This window comes from Escherichia sp. MOD1-EC5189 (assembly GCF_002966045.1).
GTDB lineage: Bacteria > Pseudomonadota > Gammaproteobacteria > Enterobacterales > Enterobacteriaceae > Escherichia > Escherichia coli_F.
Map to the genome: position 1 here is coordinate 144,607 of NZ_PTRX01000002.1, position 23,831 is coordinate 168,437.

Sequence of the window (23,831 nt, forward strand, 5' to 3'; positions counted from 1 at the left end):
AAACTCCCCCGCGTGAAGCGGGGGAGTCGCTGATTAAACGTTTTTACGTTCGATGGTCTGTTCGCCCCAAAAAAGCGAATCTTTATCGGTTTTAGCAAAGGCTTTAACTAACACTTCATCGCTACCTTCTTCCCAAATCTTTTCCGCCATTTTTTCGTCGTACCCGGCGACTTCGAAAATGGCCTCGGCTATTTCCGGCGACGTATTGCGCAGAGATGCCCATTCACCGACGTGATGAGCTTTCGCTTCTTGAGTTGGCATGCGTATCCTCCTGTTGAAGATTAGCCGTTAAGTTTAACTGCCAGACCTGCGACATATTCCCCTTGATAACGAGCAATAGACAGTTCTTCCTGGCTGGGCTGGCGTGAACCGTCACCGCCTGCGATGGTGGTTGCGCCGTACGGCGTACCGCCGCGAACCTGTGAAACGTCAAATAATTCCTGCGCTGCGTAGCCAATGGGGACAATCACCATGCCGTGATGCGCAAGGGTCGTCCAGGTGGATGTGATGGTTTGTTCCTGACCACCGCCAGTACCTGTGGAGCTAAAGACGCTCGCCAGTTTGCCGTACAGCGCGCCGGAAGCCCACAGGCCGCCCGTCTGGTCGAGGAAGGTACGCATTTGACCGGACATGTTACCAAAGCGGGTAGGTGTACCAAAAATAATGGCGTCGTAATCGGCAAGTTCTTGCGGGGTTGCAACCGGTGCAGTTTGCGTTTTACCGCCTGCTTTTTCAAATAATTGCGGCGGCATGGTTTCCGGTACACGCTTAACGACAACTTCTGCGCCATCCACTTTGCTTGCACCCTCAGCAACTGCGCGTGCCATCGTTTCAATATGTCCGTACATGGAATAATAAAGCACCAGAACTTTAGCCATTTCTAACCACTCCTCGTGTTATCTCTATTCCGTAGCGATTCGCTACCACTTATTTAAAGATAAGACGTCCTTTTCAGAGTGCAAATTTCACAACCACTTATTTGATTTATAACAACTTTCACAAGCACGCAATTTTGTCGCAAAATGACACATTTTTATCTCATCGCGTTTTTTTAATCATAAGAGCGGCTTATGGATAATTATTGGAGATGATATCTATTCTCGCTAAGAAGCTGTTGCAGGATATTACCAAACGCGGGTCTGCCCGCGTCAGTTCACTAAGCTTAGTCCCACGTAGCGAAAATATGGCAGCCGCCATACGCCGCGTTAATTCTATGCAATATGATGTCTATACCCAGACGGAGGTCAGTAATGGCAAACCATCGAGGCGGTTCCGGCAATTTTGCAGAAGACCGCGAAAGAGCATCAGAAGCAGGTAAAAAAGGTGGACAGCACAGCGGGGGTAATTTCAAAAATGACCCGCAGCGCGCATCTGAAGCAGGTAAAAAAGGTGGCAAGAGCAGTCACGGTAAAAGCGACAACTAGCCGGGCTAATCAATGACGCATACATTTTTGTCTGTCGCTCGTCAAAAAGCCATCACCGCCGGTTACCCCGGCGGTTGATACTGATGACAAATGTAAGCTTGCCTGATGCTTATCAGGCCTACCAGAAGATTGCAATATATTGAATTTGCACTGTTTTGTAGGCCGGATAAGGCGTTCACGCCGCATCCGGCATGAACAATGCGCACGTTGTCAACAATCTGCACCGCCGGTAATCCCGGCGGTTTTCTGTTTATGGTTCCTGATGAACAACTTCTGGCGGAGGAACGTCAACCAACCTTCTGCTCAACAACGCATTGAGTAAAATCGCGCCAAAGGTTGCTGTACCGATCCCTCCCAACGTAAAACCGCCCAGTGTGAGAGCAAAATCACCCGCACCCAGCACTAAGGTTACTGCGACCATAATCAAATTACCGTTCTGGCTTAAATCCACACGGTTTTGTACCCAGATCCGTGCGCCTGCGACGGCAATCAGCCCGAACACAACAATTGAAGCACCACCAATCACCGGTGCAGGAATGGTATGGATCAGCGCGCCAAATTTCGGCGAAAAGCCCAACAGCAAGGCGATGACGGCAGCAGCAACAAACACCAGCGTCGAGTAGACTTTGGTCACGGCCATCACACCGATATTTTCAGCATAGGTGGTTACGCCGCTACCGCCGACAGAGCCGGAAAGCATCGTTGCCAGCCCATCGCCTACGAATGCCCGCCCCATATACGGGTCCATATTGCGCCCGGTCATCCCGGCTACCGCCTTGAGATGACCTAAGTTTTCCGCCACCAGAATAACCGCCACGGGCGCAATCAGCATCATTGCCTGACCATTAAAACCAGGAGTGGAGATATGTGGCAGACCGAACCAGGCAGCATGGCTAACGAGCGTAAAATCGACGGCTTTTCCCAGCCCTAAAACGTTGGTCATCACACCATAAATCAGACAAGCGACAATTAAGCCTACGAGAATCAATAACCGCTGGATCATGCCACGGGTAAACACCGCCACCAGCCCAATACACAGCACCGTCATTACCGCCATCCAACTATCAAAGGCCGAAGCCGATACACTTTTCACTGCGATAGGCGCTAAGTTCAGGCCAATCGCCATCACCACCGCACCCGTCACAACCGGCGGCATTAGTCGTTCAATCCAGCGCGTACCGATTTTCATCACCACCAGGCCAATGACGGTATAAACCAGCCCACAGGCGATAATCCCGCCCAGCGCGATGCTGATATTCGGATTAATTCCCTGACCATTAAAGCCCGTCGCGGCGATCACCACGCCGACAAAAGCCGCGCTGGAACCGAGATAACTGGGGACGCGCCCGCCGGTAATAAAGAAAAACAGTAACGTGCCGATCCCCGACATTAAAATGGAAAGGTTGGGATCCAGCCCCATCAGAATCGGCATTAACACCGTCGCGCCAAACATCGCCACCGCGTGTTGAACGCCCATTATTGCCGTCTGAGCAAACGGCAATCGTTCATCCGGCGCGACCACGCCGCTCTCTGTAGAGGTCGATTTTAACTGCCAGTGAGGAAAACCGAACATTGCCATCAGCTGTCTCCTTAAGGAGGTTAACAAGCAGGGCGCATTAGCGCGTGATAACTGCGATCGAACCACACCAGTCCGTAGGGAGTAGCGTGACGATGAATCGCCTCGATGGCGCAAAACAGGATGTCGTGGGTGCCGATGCTCACCACCTGGCTGATACGGCAGTCAAACGAAACCAGTGCTTCTTCCAGTTGCGGGCATCCGGTCACACCAGTCTGCCAGCGGGCGGCGGCAAAGCGGTGTTCCATGGGCGTTTTGCCGCCAAAAAGGTTTGAAAGCGGCTCCTGCCCGGCGCTAAGTGTATTTACACACAGCGTTCGATTTTCATTGAATACCGGCCAGACGGAAGCCCCACGATTCAGGCACACCAGTAATGTGGGCGGCGTATCGGTCACGCTGCAGACGGCGCTGGCGGTGAACCCGGCGCGCCCGGCTGGACCGTCCGTGGTGATGATATTGACCGCCGCACCCATACAGGACATCGCATCGCGAAAGGTTTGTTGATCGACAATGTTCATAGTTTGCTCCTTACAACAGCCCGCAGGCTTCTTCAAAGGACAGACGCGGAAGACGCGCATAAAGCTTGCTGCTATCGCCATAGCCGATATTAATCAGCAGATTGCTCTTCAGCGTGCTGCCCGTAAAAAAGGCGTCGTCCACGTGTTGACGGTCAAAGCCGGACATCGGGCCGGTATCCAGCCCCAGCGCCCGGCAGGCGACGATCAGATAGGCCGCCTGCATGGAACTGTTGCGAAACGCTGTTTCTTCGGCAAGTTGTGGGCTGGAGGTAAACCAACTGCGGGCATCGCCGTGAGGAAACAGCTGTGGTAACCGTTCATAAAATTCACTGTCCCAGGCGACGATCGCGGTGACGGGCGCGGTCAGGGTTTTTTGCAGATTGCCGCTGGAAAGCGCCGGGCGCAGACGTTCTTTTCCTTCTGCAGTGCGGATAAATACGATGCGCGCCGGAGAACAGTTGGCTGACGTTGGCCCCCATTTCATCAGGGCATAAATCTCCCGTAACGTCTCATCGCTGACGGGTGTCTCCCGCCAGCCGTTGTGAGTTCGGGCGTCGGTAAACAGGGTGCTAAGCGCACCAGGGCTAACGGCTTCGTTCATAGCAATTCCTTACAGGGCGGCTTCACGGTGATGTAACAGGCTGGCAAGCCCGTTGAGTAACAGAGCATTAAACGTTTCGGGATCGGTCACGTTGCAGGCGTGTCCGCCATAGCGCATCACCATTTTCTGGCTATCGGGCAGGGCGGCATGAAGTTCACTGGAACATACTGATGGCACGAGCAGATCATCACTGGCGCAGATGATTTGCACCGGGCAGCGGATGCGATCCGTATGGCGACTAAAGTCAGCACGTTTGAGGGCGTTAAGTCGACGCAGTAAATTGTTTTTGCCCTGAAAATGCGCCAGTGCCAGCGCGTCCTCCGCTTCAAGGCGAGGGGCGCGGGCCGCCATCCAGTCGGCGGGGTAGAGGAACAACGGTTGCGCTTCCACCCATGCCTGCGCGCCGCCGCTATGCAGTAATCGTTCGCGAACCTGAAAACAGCGGCGGGTATGGGCGTTTATTCGTAGCCAGCCGTTAACGCTGACCATTGCAGTGACCGATGCGGGATAATCTAGCGCCAGCTGCATTCCCACCAGCGCCCCGAGCGCATGGCCGATCACGGCATAACGCTCAATCCCCACACTCATCAGCGCCTGATGCAGTTCCTTTGCCATCTGCGCCAAACTGTAGTCTTCCGCCAGCGTATCTGGATTATTTCCGGTACCGCGCTGGTCGTAACAGACTACCTGATACTCCTGCTCCAGCACCGCCAGTTGCGGCAACCAGTAATTGCCGCTGCCGCCAAGACCCGAAATCAATACCACTACGGGCGCATCAGCATAAGGGGGAGGTGAGAGTGAAAGTTTCATCGCCACCTCACTTAGCGATATGCGCAATCGTGGCGATTTCCACCAGCGCGTCAGGCTTTACCAGTCCGCACTGAATGCAGAATCGCGCCGGTTTGTCACCCGGGAAAAACTCGGCGTAGATTTCGTTAATCGCGGCGTAATTTTTCCAGTCGGTAATAAAGATGCTGTTGAAGGTCACGTCCGCCATCGTGCCACCCGCCGTCTCGATAACCTTGCGGATGGTCTCCAGAACGTGGCGGGTTTGCGCCTTTGGGTCATCGGCAAACAGCACGTTATTATGTTGATCAAAAGCCAGCGTGCCGGAGACATACACCACGCCATCAGCCATCGTGCCGGGAACGAAGGGGGCCAGCGGTGCGCTGCTGCCAGCAGGAATAATTACGGATTTCGGCATCATTAAACTCCTTAAGCGATACGGGCAAAGGACGTGGGAGAAAGCGCGTCGCAGAACGTTTCGACGTCGCTCACCCAGCCAAAAAAGGTTTCGATATTGAACAACGCGGCTTTCTGCGCAAACTCCGGCCCCGCCTGGTGGGTTGCGTCTTCCAGCACCACGCCGAAATACTCCAGAAAAAAGCCGTCGCGCAGCGTCGATTCGACGCAGACGTTGGTAGCGATACCGGTGAAAATCAGGTGGCGAATTCCGCGGCTGCGCAAAATGCTGTCCAGCGGTGTATTGAAGAAACCGCTATAGCGCGGCTTCGGCAGCACAATATCGCCAGGCTGCGGCACCAGCTCATCCACCAGTTGATAGTCCCATGAGCCTTTCGCCAGTAATTTTCCCTGCAACTGCGGCTGCTTACGCATGGTCTTCAGGGCGTTCGATTTATGAAAATTAGGTGAGCCGGGGCCGCCAGCCTCGACATACTGTTCATCCCAGCCATTTTGAAACCAGATGATCAACATCCCTGCCGCTCGCGCTGCGGTCACGGCGGTTTGAATGTTGGCAATGACCGGGCGAGTGGTTGAGACATCAAAACCGGCGAGATCTAAGTAGCCGCCTGGTGTGGCATAAGCGTTTTGCATATCCACCACGATCAGCGCACTTTGCTGCGGATCGAAGGTAATGGCTTCCGGTCGAGCGGTTAAGGTTTTCATCACGCGACCTCCTGAGTAAGCGCGGGGAGATGGGCGCGGCACTGCATTAGCGGCTGAATACGCTCGCCGAAGGTTTCGATTCCCGACAGAAAATCATCGAAGGTCAACAGCACGCCTTCGGCACCAGGCACGCTTGCGACTTCATCTAACATGCGCGCGACACTGGCGTAAGAACCGACTAACGTCCCCATATTGATGTTTACCGCCGAAGTGGGATCGGCCATCTGACGGACGTTGGTGTCAGTACCGGAGCGGGTATCTTTCTGACTTTGTTCGGTTAGCCAGCTTAACGCCTCTTCATCCGCGCCCGCTTTGTAGTGTTCCCATTTTGCACGAGCGGCATCGTCGGTTTCGTCGGCAATCACCATAAACAACACATAAGAGCCAACGTCGCGCCCGGTTTGCGCTGCGGCCTGTTTCATCCGCGCAGCGGTCGGGGCGAAAGCCGTGGGTGTATTTACGCCTTTGCCGAAACAGAAGTTGAAATCGGCATACTGGGCGGAGAACGCCATGCCAGCGTCGCTTTGCCCTGCACAGATCACTTTCATGGGTACGCTCGGTTGTGGACTGACGCGGCAATCGTTCATGGTGAAAAAATCGCCTTTAAAATCGCTTTTCCCCGTTCCCCACAGGTCGCGCAGCACCTGGACATATTCGGTGAGATAGTCATAACGACGGGAAAAATAGTCATCGCCAGGCCAGATACCCATCTGCTCATACTCGGGTTTTTGCCAGCCAGTCACCAGGTTTACGCCAAAACGCCCGCCAGAGATGGAGTCAATGGTTGCGGCCATACGGGCGACGATTGCCGGAGGTAACGTTAAGGTGGCGGCAGTGGCGTAAATCTGAATGCGTGAGGTCACGGCTGCCAGCCCCGCCATCAAAGTGAACGACTCCAGGTTGTGATCCCAGAACTCAGTTTTGCCGCCAAAACCACGCAGTTTGATCATCGACAGGGCGAAATCGAAATGGTAGTGCTCCGCTTTTTGCACGATGGCTTTATTCAGTTCAAAGGTCGGCATGTACTGCGGCGCGTGGGTCGAAATGAGCCAACCGTTGTTGCCGATAGGTACGAATACGCCAATTTTCATCATCAACCTCTCTTCGTCTCGTAAAGTGAAAGTCAGACGGGGCGCTGCATCCTGCATATCCTTTTCAGCCGCGTAATGGTTTGTTTGCAAAGCGGATGCCAGTTTTTAAAAAGTAAATGTTATTAATGTGTTAATGTTAAGTTGTCTAAAATGTCTGGAAAAAAGTGGACTAAACGGTCAAAACAGTTGCACATAAAACATGCATCCGTGCGCGATGAGAGTGCAGAAGGTCGAGGCCGGGCAGGGGTTTTGCTATCCTGTTGCCAATCTACAAGAGGGGAGAGCGCATGACGCAAGGCGCAGTGAAAACAACGGGTAAGCGTTCGCGCGCAGTAAGCGCGAAGAAAAAAGCGATTCTTAGCGCAGCACTGGACACTTTTTCACAATTCGGTTTTCACGGCACAAGGCTGGAGCAGATCGCGGAGTTGGCGGGTGTTTCAAAAACCAATCTGCTGTATTACTTTCCGTCAAAAGAGGCGCTGTATATAGCCGTACTGCGGCAGATTCTCGATATCTGGCTGGCACCGTTAAAAGCGTTTCGAGAAGATTTCGCCCCGCTGGCGGCGATCAAAGAGTACATCCGTCTGAAGCTGGAAGTCTCCCGCGATTATCCGCAGGCTTCGCGCCTGTTCTGTATGGAGATGCTGGCAGGCGCACCGCTGTTAATGGATGAACTGACGGGCGATTTGAAGGCATTAATTGATGAGAAATCGGCGCTGATTGCCGGTTGGGTTAAAAGCGGCAAACTCGCGCCGATTGACCCGCAGCATTTGATTTTTATGATTTGGGCTTCCACTCAACATTACGCCGATTTCGCCCCTCAGGTGGAGGCGGTGACAGGCGCAACGTTGCGCGATGAGGTGTTTTTCAATCAAACGGTTGAAAACGTGCAGCGGATTATTATTGAGGGGATTCGACCACGTTAAAGATGCCGGAGGAGGTTGTAACATCCTCCGGCTACCTATTTAACCGATCGTCATTAAACTGGCGTTACCGCCAGCGGCAGCGGTATTCACGCTCAGCGAACGCTCGATATACAACCGTTCCAGCAGGATATTGCTTTCGCCACGGGCAAAACCCTGCACTGAAACAATTGCACCATCCCGTGCGGCAACCGCTTCACACAATGCGCGAAGCTGATCTGAATCACCGTGGAAGATCACCGCATCAAAGGGTTGAGCGGTTATATTTTCCGCTTTCGCCAGTTGAATACGTTCGCTGACTGCCGATGGCAATGCCTTCACTAACTGACGATGCAGCGTGTCATCCGGCCACAGTACCTGGCTGCCCACCGCCAGCACGGCGGCGAGCTGAGTCAGCGCATCCTGTTCATCATCCGCAATACACAACACGCGCTCACGCGGCAGCAGCGTCCAGGTGCTGCGTTCACCCGTCGGCCCTGGCAACAATCGTTGTGTTCCTGCCTGCGCCAACTCGCCATATTGCGTACATAACGCCTGCAATTCTGGACGGTTTGCCGCCCATTCCCGCAGTGCATTTAGCGGCTGAGTCAATGCGGCTTTCAACTGCGCATCGACCGGATACTCTGCATCCTGACGCGCCAGTGTCACCGCCAGCGCACTTTCCGGGCGATTCGCCAGCAGACGGTAGAGATAGAGCGGGCCGCCTGCTTTCGGCCCGGTGCCGGACAACCCTTCGCCGCCGAATGGTTGCACCCCAACCACTGCGCCCACCATATTACGGTTAACATACAGATTACCGACATGGGCCGAGCCAGTGACCTGGGCAATGGTTTCATCAATGCGCGTATGGACGCCGAGCGTCAGACCATAACCGGAAGCGTTAATCTGTTCGATCAGTTCCGGCAACTGGTTACGGTTGTAACGCACCACATGCAGCACCGGACCAAAGACCTCTTTTTGCAATTCGGCAAAATCATCCAGTTCGATCAGCGTCGGGGCGACAAAGGTGCCGCTTTGCCATTCACGGGCATCTTCGCTGTTTTCCCGCACCGCCTGGAACACCGGACGGCCTTTGCTACGCATGGTCTGAATATGACGCTCGATATTGGCTTTCGCTTCGCTATCAATCACCGGACCGATATCGGTGGTCAGGCGACCCGGATTACCCATCCGGCATTCGGCCATTGCGCCGCGCAGCATTTTCAACGTGTGGTCGGCAATCTCATCTTGCAGGCACAGCACGCGCAGCGCCGAACAACGCTGACCTGCACTGTCGAAGGCCGAGGCCAGTACATCCACGACGACCTGTTCGGTTAGGGCGGAGGAATCGACAATCATCGCGTTCATGCCGCCGGTTTCCGCAATGAGTGGAATTGGGCGGCCCTGAGCGTCCAGGCGGCTGGCGATATTGCGTTGCAGTAACGTAGCGACTTCGGTCGAACCGGTAAACATCACCCCGCGCACGCGATCATCACCCGTCAGTTGCGCGCCTACGGTTTCACCCTGACCGGGCAACAACTGCACCACGCCTGGCGGTACACCCGCTTCCAGCAAAATGGCAATCCCTTGTGCGGCAATCAGCGGCGTTTGTTCTGCCGGTTTTGCCAGTACGCTGTTACCTGCCGCCAGTGCGGCAGCGATTTGCCCGGTGAAAATCGCCAGCGGGAAGTTCCACGGGCTGATACATACCACTGGCCCTAATGGACGGTGGGTTTCGTTAGCGAAATCATCCCGCACCTGTCCCGCGTAGTAGTGGAGAAAATCGACGGCTTCACGCACTTCGGCAATGGCGTTACTGAAGGTTTTTCCGGCCTCACGCACCAGAATACCAATCAGTTGCTGCATCTGGCTTTCCATCAGTACGGCAGCGCGATGCAAAATCGCCGCGCGTTCGGCCGGAGGCGTGGCAAACCAGATTGGCGCGTTATTAACTGCACTTTCCAGCGCCTGTTCTACTTCACGTGGCGTGGCTTCACGCACATAGCCCACAATATCTTTCGGTTCCGCCGGGTTGATAACGGGTGACATTTCACCAGCCGCGACCGGTTGTTCCAGCATTGGCAAGGCCTGCCATTTTTGCAGTGCACTGTTGAGCAGGGCTGAGGAGAGCGAGGCTAGTCGGTGTTCATTGGCGAGATCCAGCCCTGCCGAGTTGTCGCGCCCGTGACCGTAAAGATCGCGCGGCAGGGGAATTTTCGGATGGGGTAATCCAGTTTGCCCTTCCTGTTGCGCCAGTTTTTCTACTGCAGTGACTGGATCGGCAACCAGTTCATCCAGTGGCAAAGAGGTATCAGCAATACGGTTAACAAACGAGGTGTTAGCACCGTTTTCCAGCAGGCGACGCACCAGATATGCCAGCAGTGTTTCATGGGTACCGACCGGAGCATAAATACGACACGGTCGGTTAAGTTTACCGTCGGCAACTTTCCCGGTGACCTGCTCATACAGTGGCTCGCCCATACCATGCAGGCACTGGAACTCGTACTGACCCGGATAGTAGTTTTGACCCGCCAGTTGATAAATTGCCGCCAGCGTGTGGGCGTTGTGCGTTGCAAACTGCGGGTAAATGAGATTTGGCACCGCCAGCAGCTTTTTCGCACAAGCGAGATAAGAAACATCGGTATACACCTTGCGGGTATAAACCGGATAACCTTCAAGGCCGTCCATTTGCGCACGTTTGATTTCACTATCCCAGTACGCGCCTTTCACCAGGCGAATCATCAGACGACGACGGCTGCGGGTGGCGAGATCAATCAGGTAATCGATCACCAGCGGGCAGCGTTTTTGATAAGCCTGAATAACAAAACCGATGCCGTTCCAGCCTGCCAGTTCAGGCTCGAAACAAAGCTTTTCCAACAGATCGAGGGAGATCTCCAGACGATCGGCCTCTTCGGCATCAATGTTAATACCAATATCGTACTGACGCGCCAGCAAGGTGAGTGATTTCAGACGCGGGTAAAGCTCTTCCATTACCCGGTCATACTGGGCGCGGCTATAACGCGGATGAAGGGCCGACAGCTTGATTGAAATGCCAGGACCTTCATAGATACCACGACCGTTAGACGCTTTACCAATGGCGTGAATCGCCTGCTGATAGGAAACCATATACGCTTGTGCATCTGCGGCAGTCAGTGCAGCTTCGCCCAGCATATCGTAAGAGTAACGGAAACCTTTCTCTTCCAGCTTGCGGGCATTGGCTAATGCTTCCGCGATGGTTTCACCCGTGACGAACTGCTCGCCCATCAGGCGCATCGCCATATCCACACCTTTGCGGATCAGCGGTTCACCGCTCTTACCGATAATGCGGTTCAGCGAGCGGGAGAGGCTGGCTTCGTTATGGGTGGAAACCAGTTTGCCGGTAAACAGCAGCCCCCAGGTGGCAGCATTAACAAACAGCGACGGGCTACGACCAATATGTGACTGCCAGTTACCGTTGCTGATTTTGTCGCGTATTAACGCATCACGGGTGGCTTTGTCGGGAATACGCAATAGCGCTTCCGCCAGACACATCAGCGCCACGCCTTCCTGCGATGACAGCGAAAACTCCTGCAATAATCCCTGAACCATGCCTGCGCGACCACTGGCATTTTTTTGATTACGCAGTTTATCGGCCAGTTGATACGCCAGTTTATGCGCCTGTTCAGCAACCGGCTGCGGCAGGCGAGCTTGTTCCAGCAGCATAGAAACCGCTTCGGTTTCCGGGCGGCGATAGGCGGCGGTGATAGCCGCACGGGAAACCGACTGTGGCAAAATTTGCTCGGCAAAGTCGAGGAATGGCTGGTGTGGTTCCTCTGCCGGATTCGGTACTTCATCGCTCTCATTGGCCGCGCCAGAAAGCAGCGCAGGTAGCTCCGGCAGAGTATCGCTGTTTTCCAGTTGTTCAAGATAAGAAAAAATCGCCTGCTTAATTAACCAGTGCGGTGTGCGATCGATACGTGTCGCGGCAGACTTAATGCGTTCACGCGTCGCGTCGTCCAGCTTAACCCCCATGGTGGTGGTTCCCATGCCATTACTCCTGTTGTTCTGAAAGGTGCAACTTAACGTTATCGTGAAATATCCATGATGTTGCAACTTTGTGCAACCATGTTAAATGTGACCTGCGTAGCAAGCTTAAAAATGAATGAAATGTTAATAAAAGAAATCGATATGACAGGGATTAAAAAAATAACTCAGACTTTTTCTCTGCGGCAGTTAACATTTTTGAAAGGTGCAACCGCAAAAAATGTGAGGGAGTGCAACCTGATGAAAAATAGTATCGCTGAGCACTAAAATTTAATGTAAATGGTGTGTTAAATCGATTGTGAATAACCAGCGCTTCCGGCAGGATACGGTCGCCCTGGGAAAACATAAACTCTGTTACCCCGTTCCGGTGGCAGATATAACGGCAAGTTTCGACATTGCCGATAATAATTTTTTGGAGACTTTAGATGGCTATTAGCACACCGATGTTGGTGACATTCTGTGTCTATATTTTTGGCATGATATTGATTGGGTTCATCGCCTGGCGATCAACCAAAAACTTCGACGACTATATTCTTGGCGGTCGCAGCCTTGGGCCATTCGTGACGGCATTATCGGCAGGTGCGTCGGATATGAGCGGCTGGCTGTTAATGGGATTACCGGGTGCAGTCTTTCTTTCCGGGATCTCCGAAAGCTGGATCGCCATTGGCCTGACATTAGGCGCGTGGATTAACTGGAAGCTGGTGGCCGGGCGCTTGCGTGTGCATACCGAATACAATAATAACGCCTTAACATTGCCGGATTATTTTACCGGGCGTTTTGAAGATAAAAGCCGTATTTTGCGCATTATCTCCGCGCTGGTAATTTTGCTGTTCTTCACCATTTATTGTGCTTCGGGCATTGTGGCTGGCGCGCGTCTGTTTGAAAGCACCTTCGGCATGAGCTACGAAACGGCTCTGTGGGCGGGAGCTGCGGCGACGATCCTTTACACCTTTATTGGCGGCTTCCTTGCGGTGAGCTGGACTGACACTGTACAGGCCAGCCTGATGATTTTTGCCCTGATCCTGACGCCGGTTATCGTGATCATTAGCGTCGGTGGGTTTGGCGACTCGCTGGAAGTGATCAAACAAAAGAGCATTGAAAACGTGGATATGCTCAAAGGGTTGAATTTTGTCGCCATTATCTCGCTGATGGGCTGGGGGCTGGGTTACTTCGGTCAGCCGCATATTCTGGCGCGTTTTATGGCGGCGGATTCTCACCACAGCATTGTCCATGCGCGTCGTATCAGCATGACCTGGATGATCCTCTGTCTGGCAGGCGCGGTGGCGGTCGGTTTCTTCGGCATTGCATACTTTAACAATAATCCAGCGGTTGCCGGTGCGGTAAACCAGAACTCTGAGCGCGTGTTTATCGAACTGGCACAAATATTGTTTAACCCGTGGATTGCCGGGATTCTGTTGTCGGCGATTCTGGCGGCGGTGATGTCGACGTTAAGTTGCCAGCTGCTGGTGTGCTCCAGTGCGATTACCGAAGATCTGTACAAAGCATTTCTGCGTAAACATGCCAGCCAGAAAGAACTGGTGTGGGTAGGGCGTGTGATGGTGTTGGTGGTGGCGCTGGTGGCAATTGCGCTGGCGGCGAATCCGGAAAACCGTGTGCTGGGCTTAGTAAGCTACGCGTGGGCAGGCTTCGGTGCGGCGTTTGGTCCGGTGGTGCTGTTCTCAGTGATGTGGTCACGCATGACGCGTAACGGTGCACTGGCGGGGATGATCATTGGCGCGCTGACGGTTATTGTCTGGAAACAGTTCGGCTGGCTGGGTCTGTACGAAATTATTCCGGGCTTTATCTTCGGTAGCATTGGGATTGTGGTGTTTAGTTTACTGGGTAAAGCACCGTCAGCGGCGATGCAAAAACGCTTTGCTGACGCCGACGCGCACTACCATTCAGCGCCGCCGTCACGGTTGCAGGAAGGGTAAGGGAAGGCGTTTTACCGAAAATCCCACGTCATAATCAGAAGCAGGCAGAGGGCAATCAGTGATTGCCCTCTGCATTTTCTCTCAAAAAAAATTTACATTTCCTCATCATTATCACTACATTCCGCTTGTGTTTTTCTTCACCGTAATGATAATCGCTATCACTGCGATTTACTTTTCTTTGCATAGATTGACTCAGAAAAACGTTTAAGGGTGGGTGGCATGTTTGTTCCGTTTCTCATTATGTTGCGCGAAGGACTTGAAGCCGCGCTGATTGTCAGCCTGATTGCCAGCTATCTTAAGCGTACCCAGCGAGGTCGATGGATTGGTGTCATGTGGATTGGCGTGTTGCTAGCCGCTGCGTTGTGCCTGGGGCTGGGTATCTTCATTAATGAAACCACCGGCGAATTTCCGCAAAAAGAGCAGGAATTGTTCGAAGGTATCGTGGCGGTGATTGCCGTGGTGATCCTCACCTGGATGGTTTTCTGGATGCGTAAAGTGTCGCGCAACGTCAAAGTGCAACTGGAACAGGCAGTCGATAGCGCATTGCAGCGTGGGAATCATCATGGCTGGGCGCTGGTGATGATGGTCTTTTTTGCCGTTGCAAGGGAAGGGCTGGAGTCGGTCTTTTTCCTGCTGGCGGCGTTTCAACAAGATGTCGGTATCTGGCCTCCGCTGGGTGCAATGCTCGGTCTTGCTACAGCCGTGGTGCTCGGCTTCCTGCTCTACTGGGGCGGTATTCGCCTCAATCTTGGCGCGTTTTTTAAATGGACCAGCCTGTTTATTCTCTTCGTCGCCGCAGGGCTGGCGGCAGGTGCTATTCGCGCGTTTCATGAAGCCGGGCTGTGGAACCACTTTCAGGAAATCGCCTTCGATATGAGCGCGGTGCTCTCAACTCACTCGCTGTTCGGTACGCTGATGGAAGGTATCTTTGGTTATCAGGAAGCGCCGAGCGTCAGCGAAGTCGCCGTCTGGTTTATTTATCTCATCCCGGCGCTGGTGGCATTTGCTCTGCCGCCGCGCGCAGGGGCGACAGCGTCTCGCTCCGCGTAACGAAAATGACGCAAACTCTTGCTTAGTTACAACATACTTTAAAGGGATAGTCTCGTCATGACCATTAACTTCCGCCATAGTGCACTGCAATTAAGCGTGGCTGCGCTGTTCTCCTCTGCTTTTATGGCTAACGCTGCTGATATTCCGCAGGTCAAAGTCACTGTGACAGATAAACAGTGCGAACCGATGACCATTACGGTTAACGCCGGGAAAACACAGTTCATTATTCAGAACCACAGCCAGAAGGCGCTGGAGTGGGAGATCCTCAAAGGCGTGATGGTGGTGGAAGAGCGGGAAAATATCGCCCCTGGTTTTAGCCAGAAAATGACGGCGAATTTACAGCCTGGCGAATACGATATGACCTGCGGTCTGCTGACTAACCCGAAAGGGAAGTTGATCGTCAAAGGTGAAGCAACGGCGGATGCGGCGCAGAGCGATGCGCTGTTAAGTCTTGGTGGTGCAATTACTGCATATAAAGCGTATGTCATGGCGGAAACCACACAGCTGGTGACCGACACCAAAGCCTTTACCGACGCCATCAAAGCAGGCGATATCGAAAAAGCGAAAGCACTGTATGCGCCGACGCGCCAGCACTATGAGCGCATTGAACCGATTGCTGAGCTGTTCTCTGATCTGGATGGTAGCATTGACGCCCGTGAAGATGATTACGAGCAAAAAGCCGCCGATCCGAAATTCACCGGATTCCATCGTCTGGAAAAAGCCTTGTTTGGCGACAACACTACCAAAGGAATGGATCAGTACGCTGACCAGCTTTATACCGATGTGGTCGATTTGCAAAAACGCATCAGTGAACTGGCTTTCCCACCTTCAAAAGTGGTCGGCGGCGCAGCCGGACTGATTGAGGAAGTAGCAGCCAGCAAAATCAGCGGTGAAGAAGATCGCTACAGCCACACCGATCTGTGGGACTTCCAGGCTAACGTTGAAGGCTCGCAGAAAATTGTCGATCTGCTGCGTCCACAACTACAAAAAGCCAACCCGGAACTGCTGGCAAAAGTCGATGCCAACTTCAAAAAGGTCGATACCATTCTGGCGAAATACCGTACTAAAGACGGTTTTGAAACCTACGACAAATTGACCGATGCTGACCGTAATGCGCTGAAAGGGCCGATTACTGCGCTGGCGGAAGATCTGGCGCAACTTCGCGGTGTGCTGGGGCTGGATTAAGCGTTATGCAGTATGAAGATGAAAACGGCGTGAATGAACCGTCACGCCGACGTTTACTGAAAGGGATTGGTGCGCTGGCGCTGGCGGGAAGTTGTCCGGTAGCGCATGCGCAAAAACCACTAAGTGCACCGGGCACGCTTTCACCGGATGCACGCAATGAGAAACAGCCGTTTTATGGTGAGCATCAGGCAGGGATCCTGACGCCACAACAGGCCGCAATGATGCTGGTGGCGTTTGATGTGCTTGCCAGCGATAAAGCCGATCTTGAACGGTTGTTTCGCTTGTTGACTCAGCGTTTTGCTTTTCTGACTCAGGGCGGAGCGGCACCAGAAACGTCAAATCCACGCCTGCCGCCACGCGATTCCGGCATTCTTGGCGGCTACATTGCGCCCGATAATCTCACCATCACGTTATCGGTGGGCCACTCATTGTTTGATGAGCGTTTTGGCCTTGCGCAGCAGATGCCGAAAAAGTTGCAGAAGATGACACGTTTCCCTAACGACTCGCTTGATGCGGCGTTATGTCATGGTGATGTGTTGCTACAGATTTGCGCCAATACCCAGGACACGGTGATCCATGCACTGCGCGATATCATCAAACACACGCCGGATTTGCTCAGTGTGCGCTGGAAGCGGGAAGGGTTTATTTCCGACCACGCAGCGCGTAGTAAAGGCAAAGAGACGCCGATAAATTTGCTGGGTTTCAAAGACGGCACTGCTAATCCTGACAGCCAAAATGCGAAATTGATGCAAAAAGTAGTGTGGGTGACGGCAGATCAGCAGGAGCCTGCGTGGGCTATCGGCGGCAGCTACCAGGCGGTGCGTTTGATTCAGTTTCGAGTGGAATTTTGGGACAGAACGCCGCTGAAAGAACAGCAGACAATTTTTGGTCGCGACAAACAAACCGGTGCGCCGCTGGGAATGCAGCATGAGCATGATGTTCCGGATTACGCTAGCGATCCGGAAGGGAAGGTGATTGCGCTGGACAGCCATATCCGGCTGGCGAATCCCCGCACGACGGAGAGCGAGTCTAGTCTGATGCTGCGTCGTGGCTACAGTTATTCGTTGGGTGTTACCAACTCCGGGCAACTGGATATGGGGTTGCTGTTTGTCTGCTACCAACACGATCTGGAAAAGGGCTTCCTGACAGTACAAAAAAGGTTGAATGGCGAGGCGCTGGAGGAATATGTCAAACCTATCGGTGGCGGCTATTTCTTTGCGCTGCCGGGTGTGAAGGACGCGAGCGATTATCTTGGAAGCGCATTATTGCGAGTTTAATTTTTAGAGGCGGATAAGGCATTTACGCCGCACCAGGCGTTCGTGCGCTGATGCCTGATGCGACGCTTACACGTCTTATCATGCCTACAATTGGTGCGGGTTCGGTAGGCAGGATAAGGCGTTCACGCCGCATCCGGCGTTCGTGCGTTGATGCCTGATGCGACGCTTGCGCGTCTTATCATGCCTACAATCGGTGCGGGTTCGGTAGGCTGAATAAGGCGGTCACGCCGCATCCGGCGTTCGTGCGTTGATGCCTGACGCGAATCCTGCTGAAAGCACACAGCTTTTTTCATCACTGTCATCACTCTGTCATCTTTCCAGTAGAAACTAATGTCACTGAAATGGGTGTTTGTCGTTAAATATAAGTGAATATATTGTTGCAATGAATGCGAGTTCTGTTGTAATTATTAAGTAGCAGCGGAAGTTCCCGGCAGTGATAGTCAGTCACTATGGAGATCGCGGATGGTAACGTCCTGTTCTGGACAATGTTTTGTTAAGCAACGCTCCACCACTCGCGGAGATTTCTCCTCCGGTAGTCATCTCGTCACTTTGCATTTTCAAATTCTTCCTTACTTTTCATGTGTTACCGACGCCGCAAACGGTGTGCGTAGCCGTTTTTCGGCATTTTATCCAACAGCAAACTATGGCTTACAAGGAAGCCAACCCTCTGATGTTCGTGCGCATAATCGCGCTGCCAACGGCGCGTGTGATGAATACAAACAACTCAAGGTGCTCTCCATGGGAAGACAAAAAGCAGTGATCAAAGCTCGTCGCGAGGCAAAACGTGTGCTGAGACGGGATTCGCGCAGCCATAAGCAGCGTGAAGAAGAATCGGTCACCTCGCTTGTGCAGATGAGCGGCGTAGAAGCCATTGGTATGGCCCGCGACAGTCGCGATACCTCGCCCATCCTCGCGCGAAATGAAGCGCAATTGCACTATCTGAAGGCTATTGAGAGTAAGCAGCTGATATTCGCTACGGGCGAAGCCGGGTGCGGAAAAACCTGGATCAGTGCCGCAAAAGCGGCAGAGGCCCTGATACATAAGGATGTCGACAGGATTATCGTCACCCGTCCAGTTCTGCAAGCCGATGAAGATCTTGGTTTCTTACCTGGTGATATCGCAGAAAAGTTTGCTCCCTATTTTCGCCCGGTCTACGACGTGCTGGTCCGTCGCTTAGGGGCTTCCTTTATGCAGTACTGCCTGCGACCGGAAATAGGGAAGGTGGAAATTGCGCCGTTCGCCTATATGCGTGGACGTACCTTTGAAAATGCAGTCGTCATTCTTGACGAGGCGCAGAATGTGACTGCCGCGCAAATGAAAATGTTTTTAACCCGCCTCGGGGAGAACGTGACGGTTATTGTCAACGGTGATATCACGCAATGCGATTTACCTCGCGGCGTGCGCTCCGGATTAAGTGACGCGCTGGAACGTTTCGAAGAAGATGAAATGGTCGGGATCGTCCGATTCGGTAAAGAGGATTGCGTACGTTCAGCACTTTGCCAACGTACGCTACATGCATACAGTTAAGTGTGTTATAAGCGCAGAGCCCGGGTAAACCGGGCTTTGTTTTATTTCATTAACAGCAAAGACTTTCACTTCAGGTTAACGTTCAGGGGGGCGACTTTGAGCGTGTTGATAAGCTGAAATGAATTCTGGTTTAGATACTCTTACCAGGCATTTTTCGTCATAGCACCAAACCAGTGTAATGCCGCCAGCGCGGAGAGTTTTTCTTCCAGAAGCCCAAAAAGCGAGCATCTGCCTATCTTTTTTCAGCCATTCAACCTGTACAGGAGGTCTGGTGCCAATTTTGCGTATGAGGTTTAATCAACAATGGGCCAAAATTTGACTGACTGATTAACACCAAATATATTCTCCTGATTTTATTTTTTAGGGATAATATTAAAAATATAAGGTTAATCTTAATTAAATTTTTGGCTAATATTGTGTGTTGTTATTTTTTGTGGACGGCAAGCCGCAATGGCAAAATAGGTATGGTTGTAATAATCAAAACATGATACTAACTATATATAGATCGTTGAATTGTTGGCATGTAACTCGCTACAGCGAGTAGCGTTAGTAATGAAATATAATCAACATGGATAGGTGAAGATTAATTATGAGCTTTATGGTTTTTGTAACTTGTTTGACAATTGCATTTGTCGCCGGTTTTGCTGTTGCCAGAAAATTGACACTCCGAAAAGTTGCCTCATCGGTAATCATCACTAAATCGCAACCAGTCCCTTCCTCTGCAACTTCCCCTGCTGTTAAGGCGTCGACAAGGAGCTATACACCGCAGAAAACCTATCGTGACTCTCGTTGGCAAGAACGAGATGAGTTATTTCATGGAATGGTTGCCGAAGGTATTTTATTGGAAGGAAAAGAGTGGTTAATTACGCGTTGTGAAAAAATCTATTTTGATAATCTGGAGAAATGGTTTGGACATTATTGTCATATCCATTGCCAGGTCTCTCTGGGGCGCTTGATCAACTTTCCAGAACAACCCGAGTTTAGCGAAGAAGAAAGAAAGCGTTTCTTTGCAATTTATAATGGAATGGCAATGGATTATGTTCTGGTTTCAAAGAAGAACAATAAAATAGTCTGTGTTATTGAGCTGGATGATCCGAGTCATGAAAGGGCAGATCGCATTATTCGTAACCGTTGGTTGAATACGATTATGACTATTGCACGGGTGCCTTTTGTACGAGCTTCTGTCACTAAATTGGATGAAATCCCTCCGGTCTGGGATACCCGTGACAAAATTCGCCCATTAGCCGCGGCGACAAAGGGTGAACCGTTGCATTAACTAAGTACCCCGGTCAGGGCTTTTCATCCCCCGGTGTGTGCAATATACGAAAAAAAAGCCCGTACCTTCGTACGAGCTCTTCTTTAAAGATGGCGGTGAGGGGGGGATTGACTCGCTTCGCTCGCCCTGCGGGCAGCCCGCTCACTGCGTTCACGGTCTGTCCAACTGGCTGTCGCCAGTTGTCGAACCCCTGTCGGGGCTTCTCATCCCCCCGGTGTGTGCAATATACGAAAAAAAAGCCCGTACTTTCGTACGAGCTCTTCTTTAAAGATGGCGGTGAGGGGGGGATTCGAACCCCCGATACGTTGCCGTATACACACTTTCCAGGCGTGCTCCTTCAGCCACTCGGACACCTCACCAAATTGTCGTTCCTGTCTTGCTGGAACGGGCGCTAATTTAGGGAAATCATGACCTGAGGTCAACAAACTTTTTTAAAAAATCGCGCGTTTATTCAAACTTCAATCAATATGCAGTTTTAATAAGCGAAATCTGCTTTTTTTGCCACCGACCACGGATTTGTTATGCTGGTGGCCTTTGTAGATCATAACGATAAGTGCGAATAAATTTCGCGCAACGCTTTTCGGGAGTCAGTATGGACATCATCTTTTATCACCCAACGTTCGATACCCAATGGTGGGTTGAGGCACTGCGCAAAGCTATTCCTCAGGCAAGAGTCAGAGCATGGAAAAGCGGAGACAATGAATCAGCCGATTATGCTTTAGTCTGGCATCCTCCTGTTGAAATGCTGGCTGGGCGCGATCTTAAAGCGGTGTTTGCACTCGGGGCGGGTGTTGATTCTATTTTGAGCAAGTTACAGGCTCACCCTGATATGCTGAAACCTTCTGTTCCACTTTTTCGCCTGGAAGATACCGGTATGGGCGAGCAAATGCAGGAATATGCCGTTAGTCAGGTGCTGCATTGGTTTCGACGTTTTGACGATTATCGCACCCAGCAAAATAATTCACATTGGCAACCGCTGCCTGAATATCATCGGGAAGATTTTACCATCGGCATTTTGGGCGCAGGCGTACTGGGCGGTAAAGTTGCCCAGAGTCTGCAAACCTGGCGCTTTCCGCTGCGTTGCTGGAGTCGAACCCGTAAATCGTGGCCGGGCGTGCAAAGTTTTGCCGGACGGGAAGAACTTTCTGCATTTCTGAGCCAATGCCGAGTATTGATTAATTTGTTACCGAATACACCTGAAACCGTCGGCATTATTAATCAACAATTACTCGAAAAATTACCGGATGGCGCGTATCTCCTCAACCTGGCGCGTGGTGTTCATGTCGTGGAAGATGACCTGCTCGCGGCGCTGGATAGCGGCAAAGTTAAAGGTGCAATGCTGGATGTTTTTAATCGCGAACCCTTACCGCCGGAAAGTCCGCTCTGGCAGCATCCACGCGTGGCGATAACACCACATGTCGCCGCGATTACCCGTCCCGCTGAAGCTGTGGATTACATTTCGCGCACCATTGCCCAGCTCGAAAAAGGGGAGAGGGTCTGCGGGCAAGTCGACCTCGCACGCGGCTACTAATAAAGCATCAGGTTTCCTGCTATCCTTGGCGGGAATTGAATACAGGAGAGAGTTATGTATCCCGTCGACCTTCATATGCATACCGTTGCCAGCACGCATGCATATAGCACATTGAGTGATTACATTGCCCAGGCCAAACAAAAGGGCATTAAACTTTTTGCGATCACCGATCATGGCCCGGACATGGAAGATGCGCCGCATCACTGGCACTTCATTAACATGCGTATCTGGCCGCGAGTGGTTGATGGGGTAGGGATCCTGCGCGGCATCGAAGCTAACATTAAAAATGTTGATGGTGAAATTGACTGCAGCGGCAAAATGTTTGATTCGCTGGATCTGATTATTGCCGGTTTTCATGAGCCGGTTTTTGCGCCGCATGACAAAGCGACCAATACACAAGCGATGATCGCCACTATCGCCAGCGGCAATGTGCATATAATAAGTCATCCCGGAAATCCACGATATCCAATTGATTTTAAAGCTGTTTCTGAAGCTGCAGCGAAACATCAGGTAGCGCTGGAAATCAATAATTCCTCATTTTTACACTCACGTAAGGGCAGTGAAGACAACTGTCGTGCGGTAGCCGCAGCGGTACGTGACGCTGGAGGTTGGGTGGCATTAGGCTCGGATTCTCACACCGCGTTTACCATGGGTGAATTTGAAGAGTGTCTTAAAATCCTCGACGCGGTAGATTTTCCGCCAGAGCGCATTTTGAATGTTTCTCCGCGCCGCTTACTGAACTTCCTTGAATCTCGCGGTATGGCACCGATTGCGGAATTTGCAGACCTTTAATTACTAGTAATGGAAATATATTAATGAACGAGTTTTCTATCCTCTGTCGTGTGCTGGGTTCGCTCTATTACCGCCAACCGCAAGATCCTTTACTGGTGCCGCTGTTTACCCTGATTCGTGAGGGGAAACTGGCTGCGAACTGGCCACTGGAGCAGGATGAGTTACTGACACGTTTACAGAAAAGCTGTGATATGGCGCAAGTCTCTGCCGAATACAATGCGTTGTTTATCGGCGATGAATGTGCTGTGCCGCCATATCGTAGCGCATGGGTTGAGGGCGCGACGGAAGCGGAAGTGCGCGCTTTTCTTTCCGAACGAGGGATGCCATTAGCGGATACGCCAGCCGATCACATCGGTACATTGCTGCTCGCGGCTTCCTGGCTGGAAGATCAGTCAACGGAAGATGAGAGCGAAGCACTGGAAACACTGTTCAGTGAGTATCTGTTACCCTGGTGTGGTGCGTTCCTTGGCAAAGTGGAGGCCCATGCAACTACGCCTTTCTGGCGCACCATGGCACCGCTAACCCGCGATGCTATTAGTGCAATGTGGGACGAGCTGGAAGAAGATTCTGAAGAGTAAATGTGATCTCCATCACTCATAACTGCAACAGATAATTTGTTGTTGCATAAAATGTGTGCTCGATCTCATTCATGGCCGCGTTTTCTGCTATCATGCGCGGCATGAACATACTTCTCTCTATTGCAATCACAACAGGCATTCTCTCCGGTATCTGGGGATGGGTGGCTGTTTCCCTGGGCTTACTAAGCTGGGCGGGCTTCCTGGGCTGTACGGCCTACTTTGCCTGCCCGCAAGGTGGGCTGAAAGGGCTGGCGATCTCCGCTGCAACCCTGCTTAGTGGCGTGGTGTGGGCGATGGTCATTATTTACGGTAGTGCACTGGCACCACATCTGGAAATTCTCGGTTATGTCATAACCGGTATTGTCGCGTTTCTGATGTGTATTCAGGCGAAACAGCTGCTGCTTTCATTTGTTCCGGGGACGTTTATAGGCGCATGCGCGACGTTTGCCGGGCAGGGTGACTGGAAACTGGTGTTACCTTCGCTGGCGCTCGGGTTGATATTTGGTTACGCAATGAAAAACAGCGGCCTGTGGCTGGCGGCGCGTAGTACGAAGACCGCTCACCGTGAGCAGCAAATCAAAAATAAAGCGTGAGGGGCACTCACGCTTTCGCTTGAACAGTAAAATGCCGGATGATAA

General features: G+C 52.2%; 23 protein-coding genes and 1 tRNA gene. 13 read left to right on the plus strand and 11 right to left on the minus strand.

Going from position 1 to position 23,831, the window contains the following annotated elements:
- Positions 1 to 33: 33 nt before the first annotated feature.
- Together ATB02_RS02275 and wrbA are read right to left on the minus strand one after the other, a co-directional pair.
- The gene (locus tag ATB02_RS02275; protein ID WP_001143120.1) at positions 34 to 261 is read right to left on the minus strand and encodes a YccJ family protein; all 228 of its coding nucleotides are present in this window, start codon (positions 259 to 261) and stop codon (positions 34 to 36) included.
- A 20-nt stretch (positions 262 to 281) separates the two neighbouring features.
- On the minus strand, positions 282 to 878 hold the full coding sequence (gene wrbA / locus ATB02_RS02280) for an NAD(P)H:quinone oxidoreductase (protein WP_001151437.1): 597 nt from the start codon (positions 876 to 878) through the stop codon (positions 282 to 284).
- Positions 879 to 1,250: 372 nt separating this feature from the next.
- Here wrbA and ATB02_RS02290 point away from each other — a divergent pair, with 372 nt between their 5' ends.
- Positions 1,251 to 1,424 carry a general stress protein gene (locus ATB02_RS02290; protein WP_001273658.1) on the plus strand — a complete coding sequence of 58 codons (174 nt, stop codon included), beginning with the start codon at positions 1,251 to 1,253 and terminating at the stop codon, positions 1,422 to 1,424.
- A gap of 250 nt (positions 1,425 to 1,674) precedes the next feature.
- On the opposite strand, the gene rutG is transcribed toward ATB02_RS02290, so the two are convergent.
- The 7 genes from rutG to rutA are packed head-to-tail and all read right to left on the minus strand — an operon-like array spanning position 1,675 to position 7,118.
- Positions 1,675 to 3,003, minus strand: coding sequence for a pyrimidine utilization transport protein G (gene rutG / locus ATB02_RS02295; RefSeq protein WP_032183901.1), 1,329 nt, complete (start codon positions 3,001 to 3,003; stop codon positions 1,675 to 1,677).
- A gap of 20 nt (positions 3,004 to 3,023) precedes the next feature.
- On the minus strand, positions 3,024 to 3,518 hold the full coding sequence (rutF, locus tag ATB02_RS02300) for an NADH-dependent FMN reductase RutF (RefSeq protein ID WP_001028092.1): 495 nt from the start codon (positions 3,516 to 3,518) through the stop codon (positions 3,024 to 3,026).
- Between the two features lie 10 nt (positions 3,519 to 3,528).
- A complete protein-coding gene (locus ATB02_RS02305) occupies positions 3,529 to 4,119 on the minus strand; it encodes a malonic semialdehyde reductase (RefSeq protein ID WP_001001172.1) in 591 nt (196 codons plus the stop codon).
- A gap of 9 nt (positions 4,120 to 4,128) precedes the next feature.
- The gene (rutD, locus tag ATB02_RS02310; protein ID WP_105271048.1) at positions 4,129 to 4,929 is read right to left on the minus strand and encodes a pyrimidine utilization protein D; all 801 of its coding nucleotides are present in this window, start codon (positions 4,927 to 4,929) and stop codon (positions 4,129 to 4,131) included.
- Between the two features lie 7 nt (positions 4,930 to 4,936).
- Positions 4,937 to 5,323, minus strand: a complete 387-nt coding sequence (gene rutC, locus ATB02_RS02315; protein ID WP_001126793.1) for a 3-aminoacrylate deaminase — start codon at positions 5,321 to 5,323, stop codon at positions 4,937 to 4,939.
- An 11-nt stretch (positions 5,324 to 5,334) separates the two neighbouring features.
- Positions 5,335 to 6,027 carry a peroxyureidoacrylate/ureidoacrylate amidohydrolase RutB gene (rutB, locus tag ATB02_RS02320; RefSeq protein WP_032302833.1) on the minus strand — a complete coding sequence of 231 codons (693 nt, stop codon included), beginning with the start codon at positions 6,025 to 6,027 and terminating at the stop codon, positions 5,335 to 5,337.
- On the minus strand, positions 6,027 to 7,118 hold the full coding sequence (rutA, locus tag ATB02_RS02325) for a pyrimidine utilization protein A (RefSeq protein ID WP_001353302.1): 1,092 nt from the start codon (positions 7,116 to 7,118) through the stop codon (positions 6,027 to 6,029). Before rutA ends, rutB begins: the two co-directional genes overlap by 1 nt.
- 287 nt (positions 7,119 to 7,405) lie before the next feature.
- On the opposite strand from rutA, the gene rutR reads away from it, so the two are divergent.
- Positions 7,406 to 8,044: an HTH-type transcriptional regulator RutR gene (gene rutR, locus ATB02_RS02330; RefSeq protein WP_000191701.1), complete on the plus strand. Its 639-nt coding sequence runs from the start codon at positions 7,406 to 7,408 to the stop codon at positions 8,042 to 8,044.
- A 39-nt stretch (positions 8,045 to 8,083) separates the two neighbouring features.
- Here rutR and putA read toward each other — a convergent pair whose 3' ends face one another.
- Positions 8,084 to 12,046, minus strand: a complete 3,963-nt coding sequence (gene putA / locus ATB02_RS02335; RefSeq protein ID WP_105271025.1) for a trifunctional transcriptional regulator/proline dehydrogenase/L-glutamate gamma-semialdehyde dehydrogenase — start codon at positions 12,044 to 12,046, stop codon at positions 8,084 to 8,086.
- Between the two features lie 54 nt (positions 12,047 to 12,100).
- Here putA and ATB02_RS02340 point away from each other — a divergent pair, with 54 nt between their 5' ends.
- The 7 genes from ATB02_RS02340 to ATB02_RS02375 all read left to right on the plus strand — a co-directional run bounded on the left by ATB02_RS02340 (position 12,101) and on the right by ATB02_RS02375 (position 20,292).
- Entirely contained in the window at positions 12,101 to 12,310 is a 210-nt protein-coding gene (locus tag ATB02_RS02340; protein WP_000979515.1) for a hypothetical protein, read from the plus strand.
- A 158-nt stretch (positions 12,311 to 12,468) separates the two neighbouring features.
- Entirely contained in the window at positions 12,469 to 13,977 is a 1,509-nt protein-coding gene (gene putP / locus ATB02_RS02345; protein WP_105268731.1) for a sodium/proline symporter PutP, read from the plus strand.
- 219 nt (positions 13,978 to 14,196) lie between these two features.
- Positions 14,197 to 15,027, plus strand: a complete 831-nt coding sequence (gene efeU / locus ATB02_RS02350) for an iron uptake transporter permease EfeU (RefSeq protein WP_000497942.1) — start codon at positions 14,197 to 14,199, stop codon at positions 15,025 to 15,027.
- A gap of 57 nt (positions 15,028 to 15,084) precedes the next feature.
- A complete protein-coding gene (efeO, locus tag ATB02_RS02355; protein WP_105271026.1) occupies positions 15,085 to 16,212 on the plus strand; it encodes an iron uptake system protein EfeO in 1,128 nt (375 codons plus the stop codon).
- Positions 16,213 to 16,217: 5 nt separating this feature from the next.
- On the plus strand, positions 16,218 to 17,489 hold the full coding sequence (gene efeB, locus ATB02_RS02360) for an iron uptake transporter deferrochelatase/peroxidase subunit (protein ID WP_105271027.1): 1,272 nt from the start codon (positions 16,218 to 16,220) through the stop codon (positions 17,487 to 17,489).
- 738 nt (positions 17,490 to 18,227) lie between these two features.
- Complete coding sequence (gene phoH, locus ATB02_RS02370; RefSeq protein WP_000533536.1) at positions 18,228 to 19,016, plus strand: phosphate starvation-inducible protein PhoH; 789 nt, start codon at positions 18,228 to 18,230, stop codon at positions 19,014 to 19,016.
- 589 nt (positions 19,017 to 19,605) lie between these two features.
- Positions 19,606 to 20,292, plus strand: coding sequence for a DUF2726 domain-containing protein (locus tag ATB02_RS02375; RefSeq protein WP_105271029.1), 687 nt, complete (start codon positions 19,606 to 19,608; stop codon positions 20,290 to 20,292).
- A 271-nt stretch (positions 20,293 to 20,563) separates the two neighbouring features.
- Here ATB02_RS02375 and ATB02_RS02385 read toward each other — a convergent pair.
- Positions 20,564 to 20,651 (minus strand) — tRNA-Ser (locus ATB02_RS02385).
- Between the two features lie 233 nt (positions 20,652 to 20,884).
- Here ATB02_RS02385 and ghrA point away from each other — a divergent pair.
- From ghrA to ATB02_RS02405, 4 genes are all read left to right on the plus strand, one after another.
- The gene (ghrA, locus tag ATB02_RS02390) at positions 20,885 to 21,823 is read left to right on the plus strand and encodes a glyoxylate/hydroxypyruvate reductase GhrA (protein WP_105271030.1); all 939 of its coding nucleotides are present in this window, start codon (positions 20,885 to 20,887) and stop codon (positions 21,821 to 21,823) included.
- Positions 21,824 to 21,877: 54 nt separating this feature from the next.
- On the plus strand, positions 21,878 to 22,615 hold the full coding sequence (gene ycdX, locus ATB02_RS02395) for a zinc-binding phosphatase (RefSeq protein WP_071343120.1): 738 nt from the start codon (positions 21,878 to 21,880) through the stop codon (positions 22,613 to 22,615).
- Between the two features lie 23 nt (positions 22,616 to 22,638).
- A complete protein-coding gene (gene ycdY / locus ATB02_RS02400) occupies positions 22,639 to 23,193 on the plus strand; it encodes a molecular chaperone YcdY (RefSeq protein ID WP_001001911.1) in 555 nt (184 codons plus the stop codon).
- A gap of 101 nt (positions 23,194 to 23,294) precedes the next feature.
- Positions 23,295 to 23,786, plus strand: coding sequence for a DUF1097 domain-containing protein (locus ATB02_RS02405; RefSeq protein ID WP_001308552.1), 492 nt, complete (start codon positions 23,295 to 23,297; stop codon positions 23,784 to 23,786).
- Positions 23,787 to 23,831: the final 45 nt, after the last annotated feature.

Bases quoted from the DNA above. Each gene is read 5' to 3' on its own strand.
- ATB02_RS02275 (WP_001143120.1), bottom strand. From the start codon at position 261: ATGCCAACTCAAGAAGCGAAAGCTCATCACGTCGGTGAATGGGCATCT.
- wrbA (WP_001151437.1), bottom strand. From the start codon at position 878: ATGGCTAAAGTTCTGGTGCTTTATTATTCCATGTACGGACATATTGAA.
- ATB02_RS02290 (WP_001273658.1), top strand. From the start codon at position 1,251: ATGGCAAACCATCGAGGCGGTTCCGGCAATTTTGCAGAAGACCGCGAA.
- rutG (WP_032183901.1), bottom strand. From the start codon at position 3,003: ATGGCAATGTTCGGTTTTCCTCACTGGCAGTTAAAATCGACCTCTACA.
- rutF (WP_001028092.1), bottom strand. From the start codon at position 3,518: ATGAACATTGTCGATCAACAAACCTTTCGCGATGCGATGTCCTGTATG.
- ATB02_RS02305 (WP_001001172.1), bottom strand. From the start codon at position 4,119: ATGAACGAAGCCGTTAGCCCTGGTGCGCTTAGCACCCTGTTTACCGAC.
- rutD (WP_105271048.1), bottom strand. From the start codon at position 4,929: ATGAAACTTTCACTCTCACCTCCCCCTTATGCTGATGCGCCCGTAGTG.
- rutC (WP_001126793.1), bottom strand. From the start codon at position 5,323: ATGCCGAAATCCGTAATTATTCCTGCTGGCAGCAGCGCACCGCTGGCC.
- rutB (WP_032302833.1), bottom strand. From the start codon at position 6,027: ATGAAAACCTTAACCGCTCGACCGGAAGCCATTACCTTCGATCCGCAG.
- rutA (WP_001353302.1), bottom strand. From the start codon at position 7,118: ATGAAAATTGGCGTATTCGTACCTATCGGCAACAACGGTTGGCTCATT.
- rutR (WP_000191701.1), top strand. From the start codon at position 7,406: ATGACGCAAGGCGCAGTGAAAACAACGGGTAAGCGTTCGCGCGCAGTA.
- putA (WP_105271025.1), bottom strand. From the start codon at position 12,046: ATGGGAACCACCACCATGGGGGTTAAGCTGGACGACGCGACGCGTGAA.
- ATB02_RS02340 (WP_000979515.1), top strand. From the start codon at position 12,101: ATGATGTTGCAACTTTGTGCAACCATGTTAAATGTGACCTGCGTAGCA.
- putP (WP_105268731.1), top strand. From the start codon at position 12,469: ATGGCTATTAGCACACCGATGTTGGTGACATTCTGTGTCTATATTTTT.
- efeU (WP_000497942.1), top strand. From the start codon at position 14,197: ATGTTTGTTCCGTTTCTCATTATGTTGCGCGAAGGACTTGAAGCCGCG.
- efeO (WP_105271026.1), top strand. From the start codon at position 15,085: ATGACCATTAACTTCCGCCATAGTGCACTGCAATTAAGCGTGGCTGCG.
- efeB (WP_105271027.1), top strand. From the start codon at position 16,218: ATGCAGTATGAAGATGAAAACGGCGTGAATGAACCGTCACGCCGACGT.
- phoH (WP_000533536.1), top strand. From the start codon at position 18,228: ATGGGAAGACAAAAAGCAGTGATCAAAGCTCGTCGCGAGGCAAAACGT.
- ATB02_RS02375 (WP_105271029.1), top strand. From the start codon at position 19,606: ATGAGCTTTATGGTTTTTGTAACTTGTTTGACAATTGCATTTGTCGCC.
- ghrA (WP_105271030.1), top strand. From the start codon at position 20,885: ATGGACATCATCTTTTATCACCCAACGTTCGATACCCAATGGTGGGTT.
- ycdX (WP_071343120.1), top strand. From the start codon at position 21,878: ATGTATCCCGTCGACCTTCATATGCATACCGTTGCCAGCACGCATGCA.
- ycdY (WP_001001911.1), top strand. From the start codon at position 22,639: ATGAACGAGTTTTCTATCCTCTGTCGTGTGCTGGGTTCGCTCTATTAC.
- ATB02_RS02405 (WP_001308552.1), top strand. From the start codon at position 23,295: ATGAACATACTTCTCTCTATTGCAATCACAACAGGCATTCTCTCCGGT.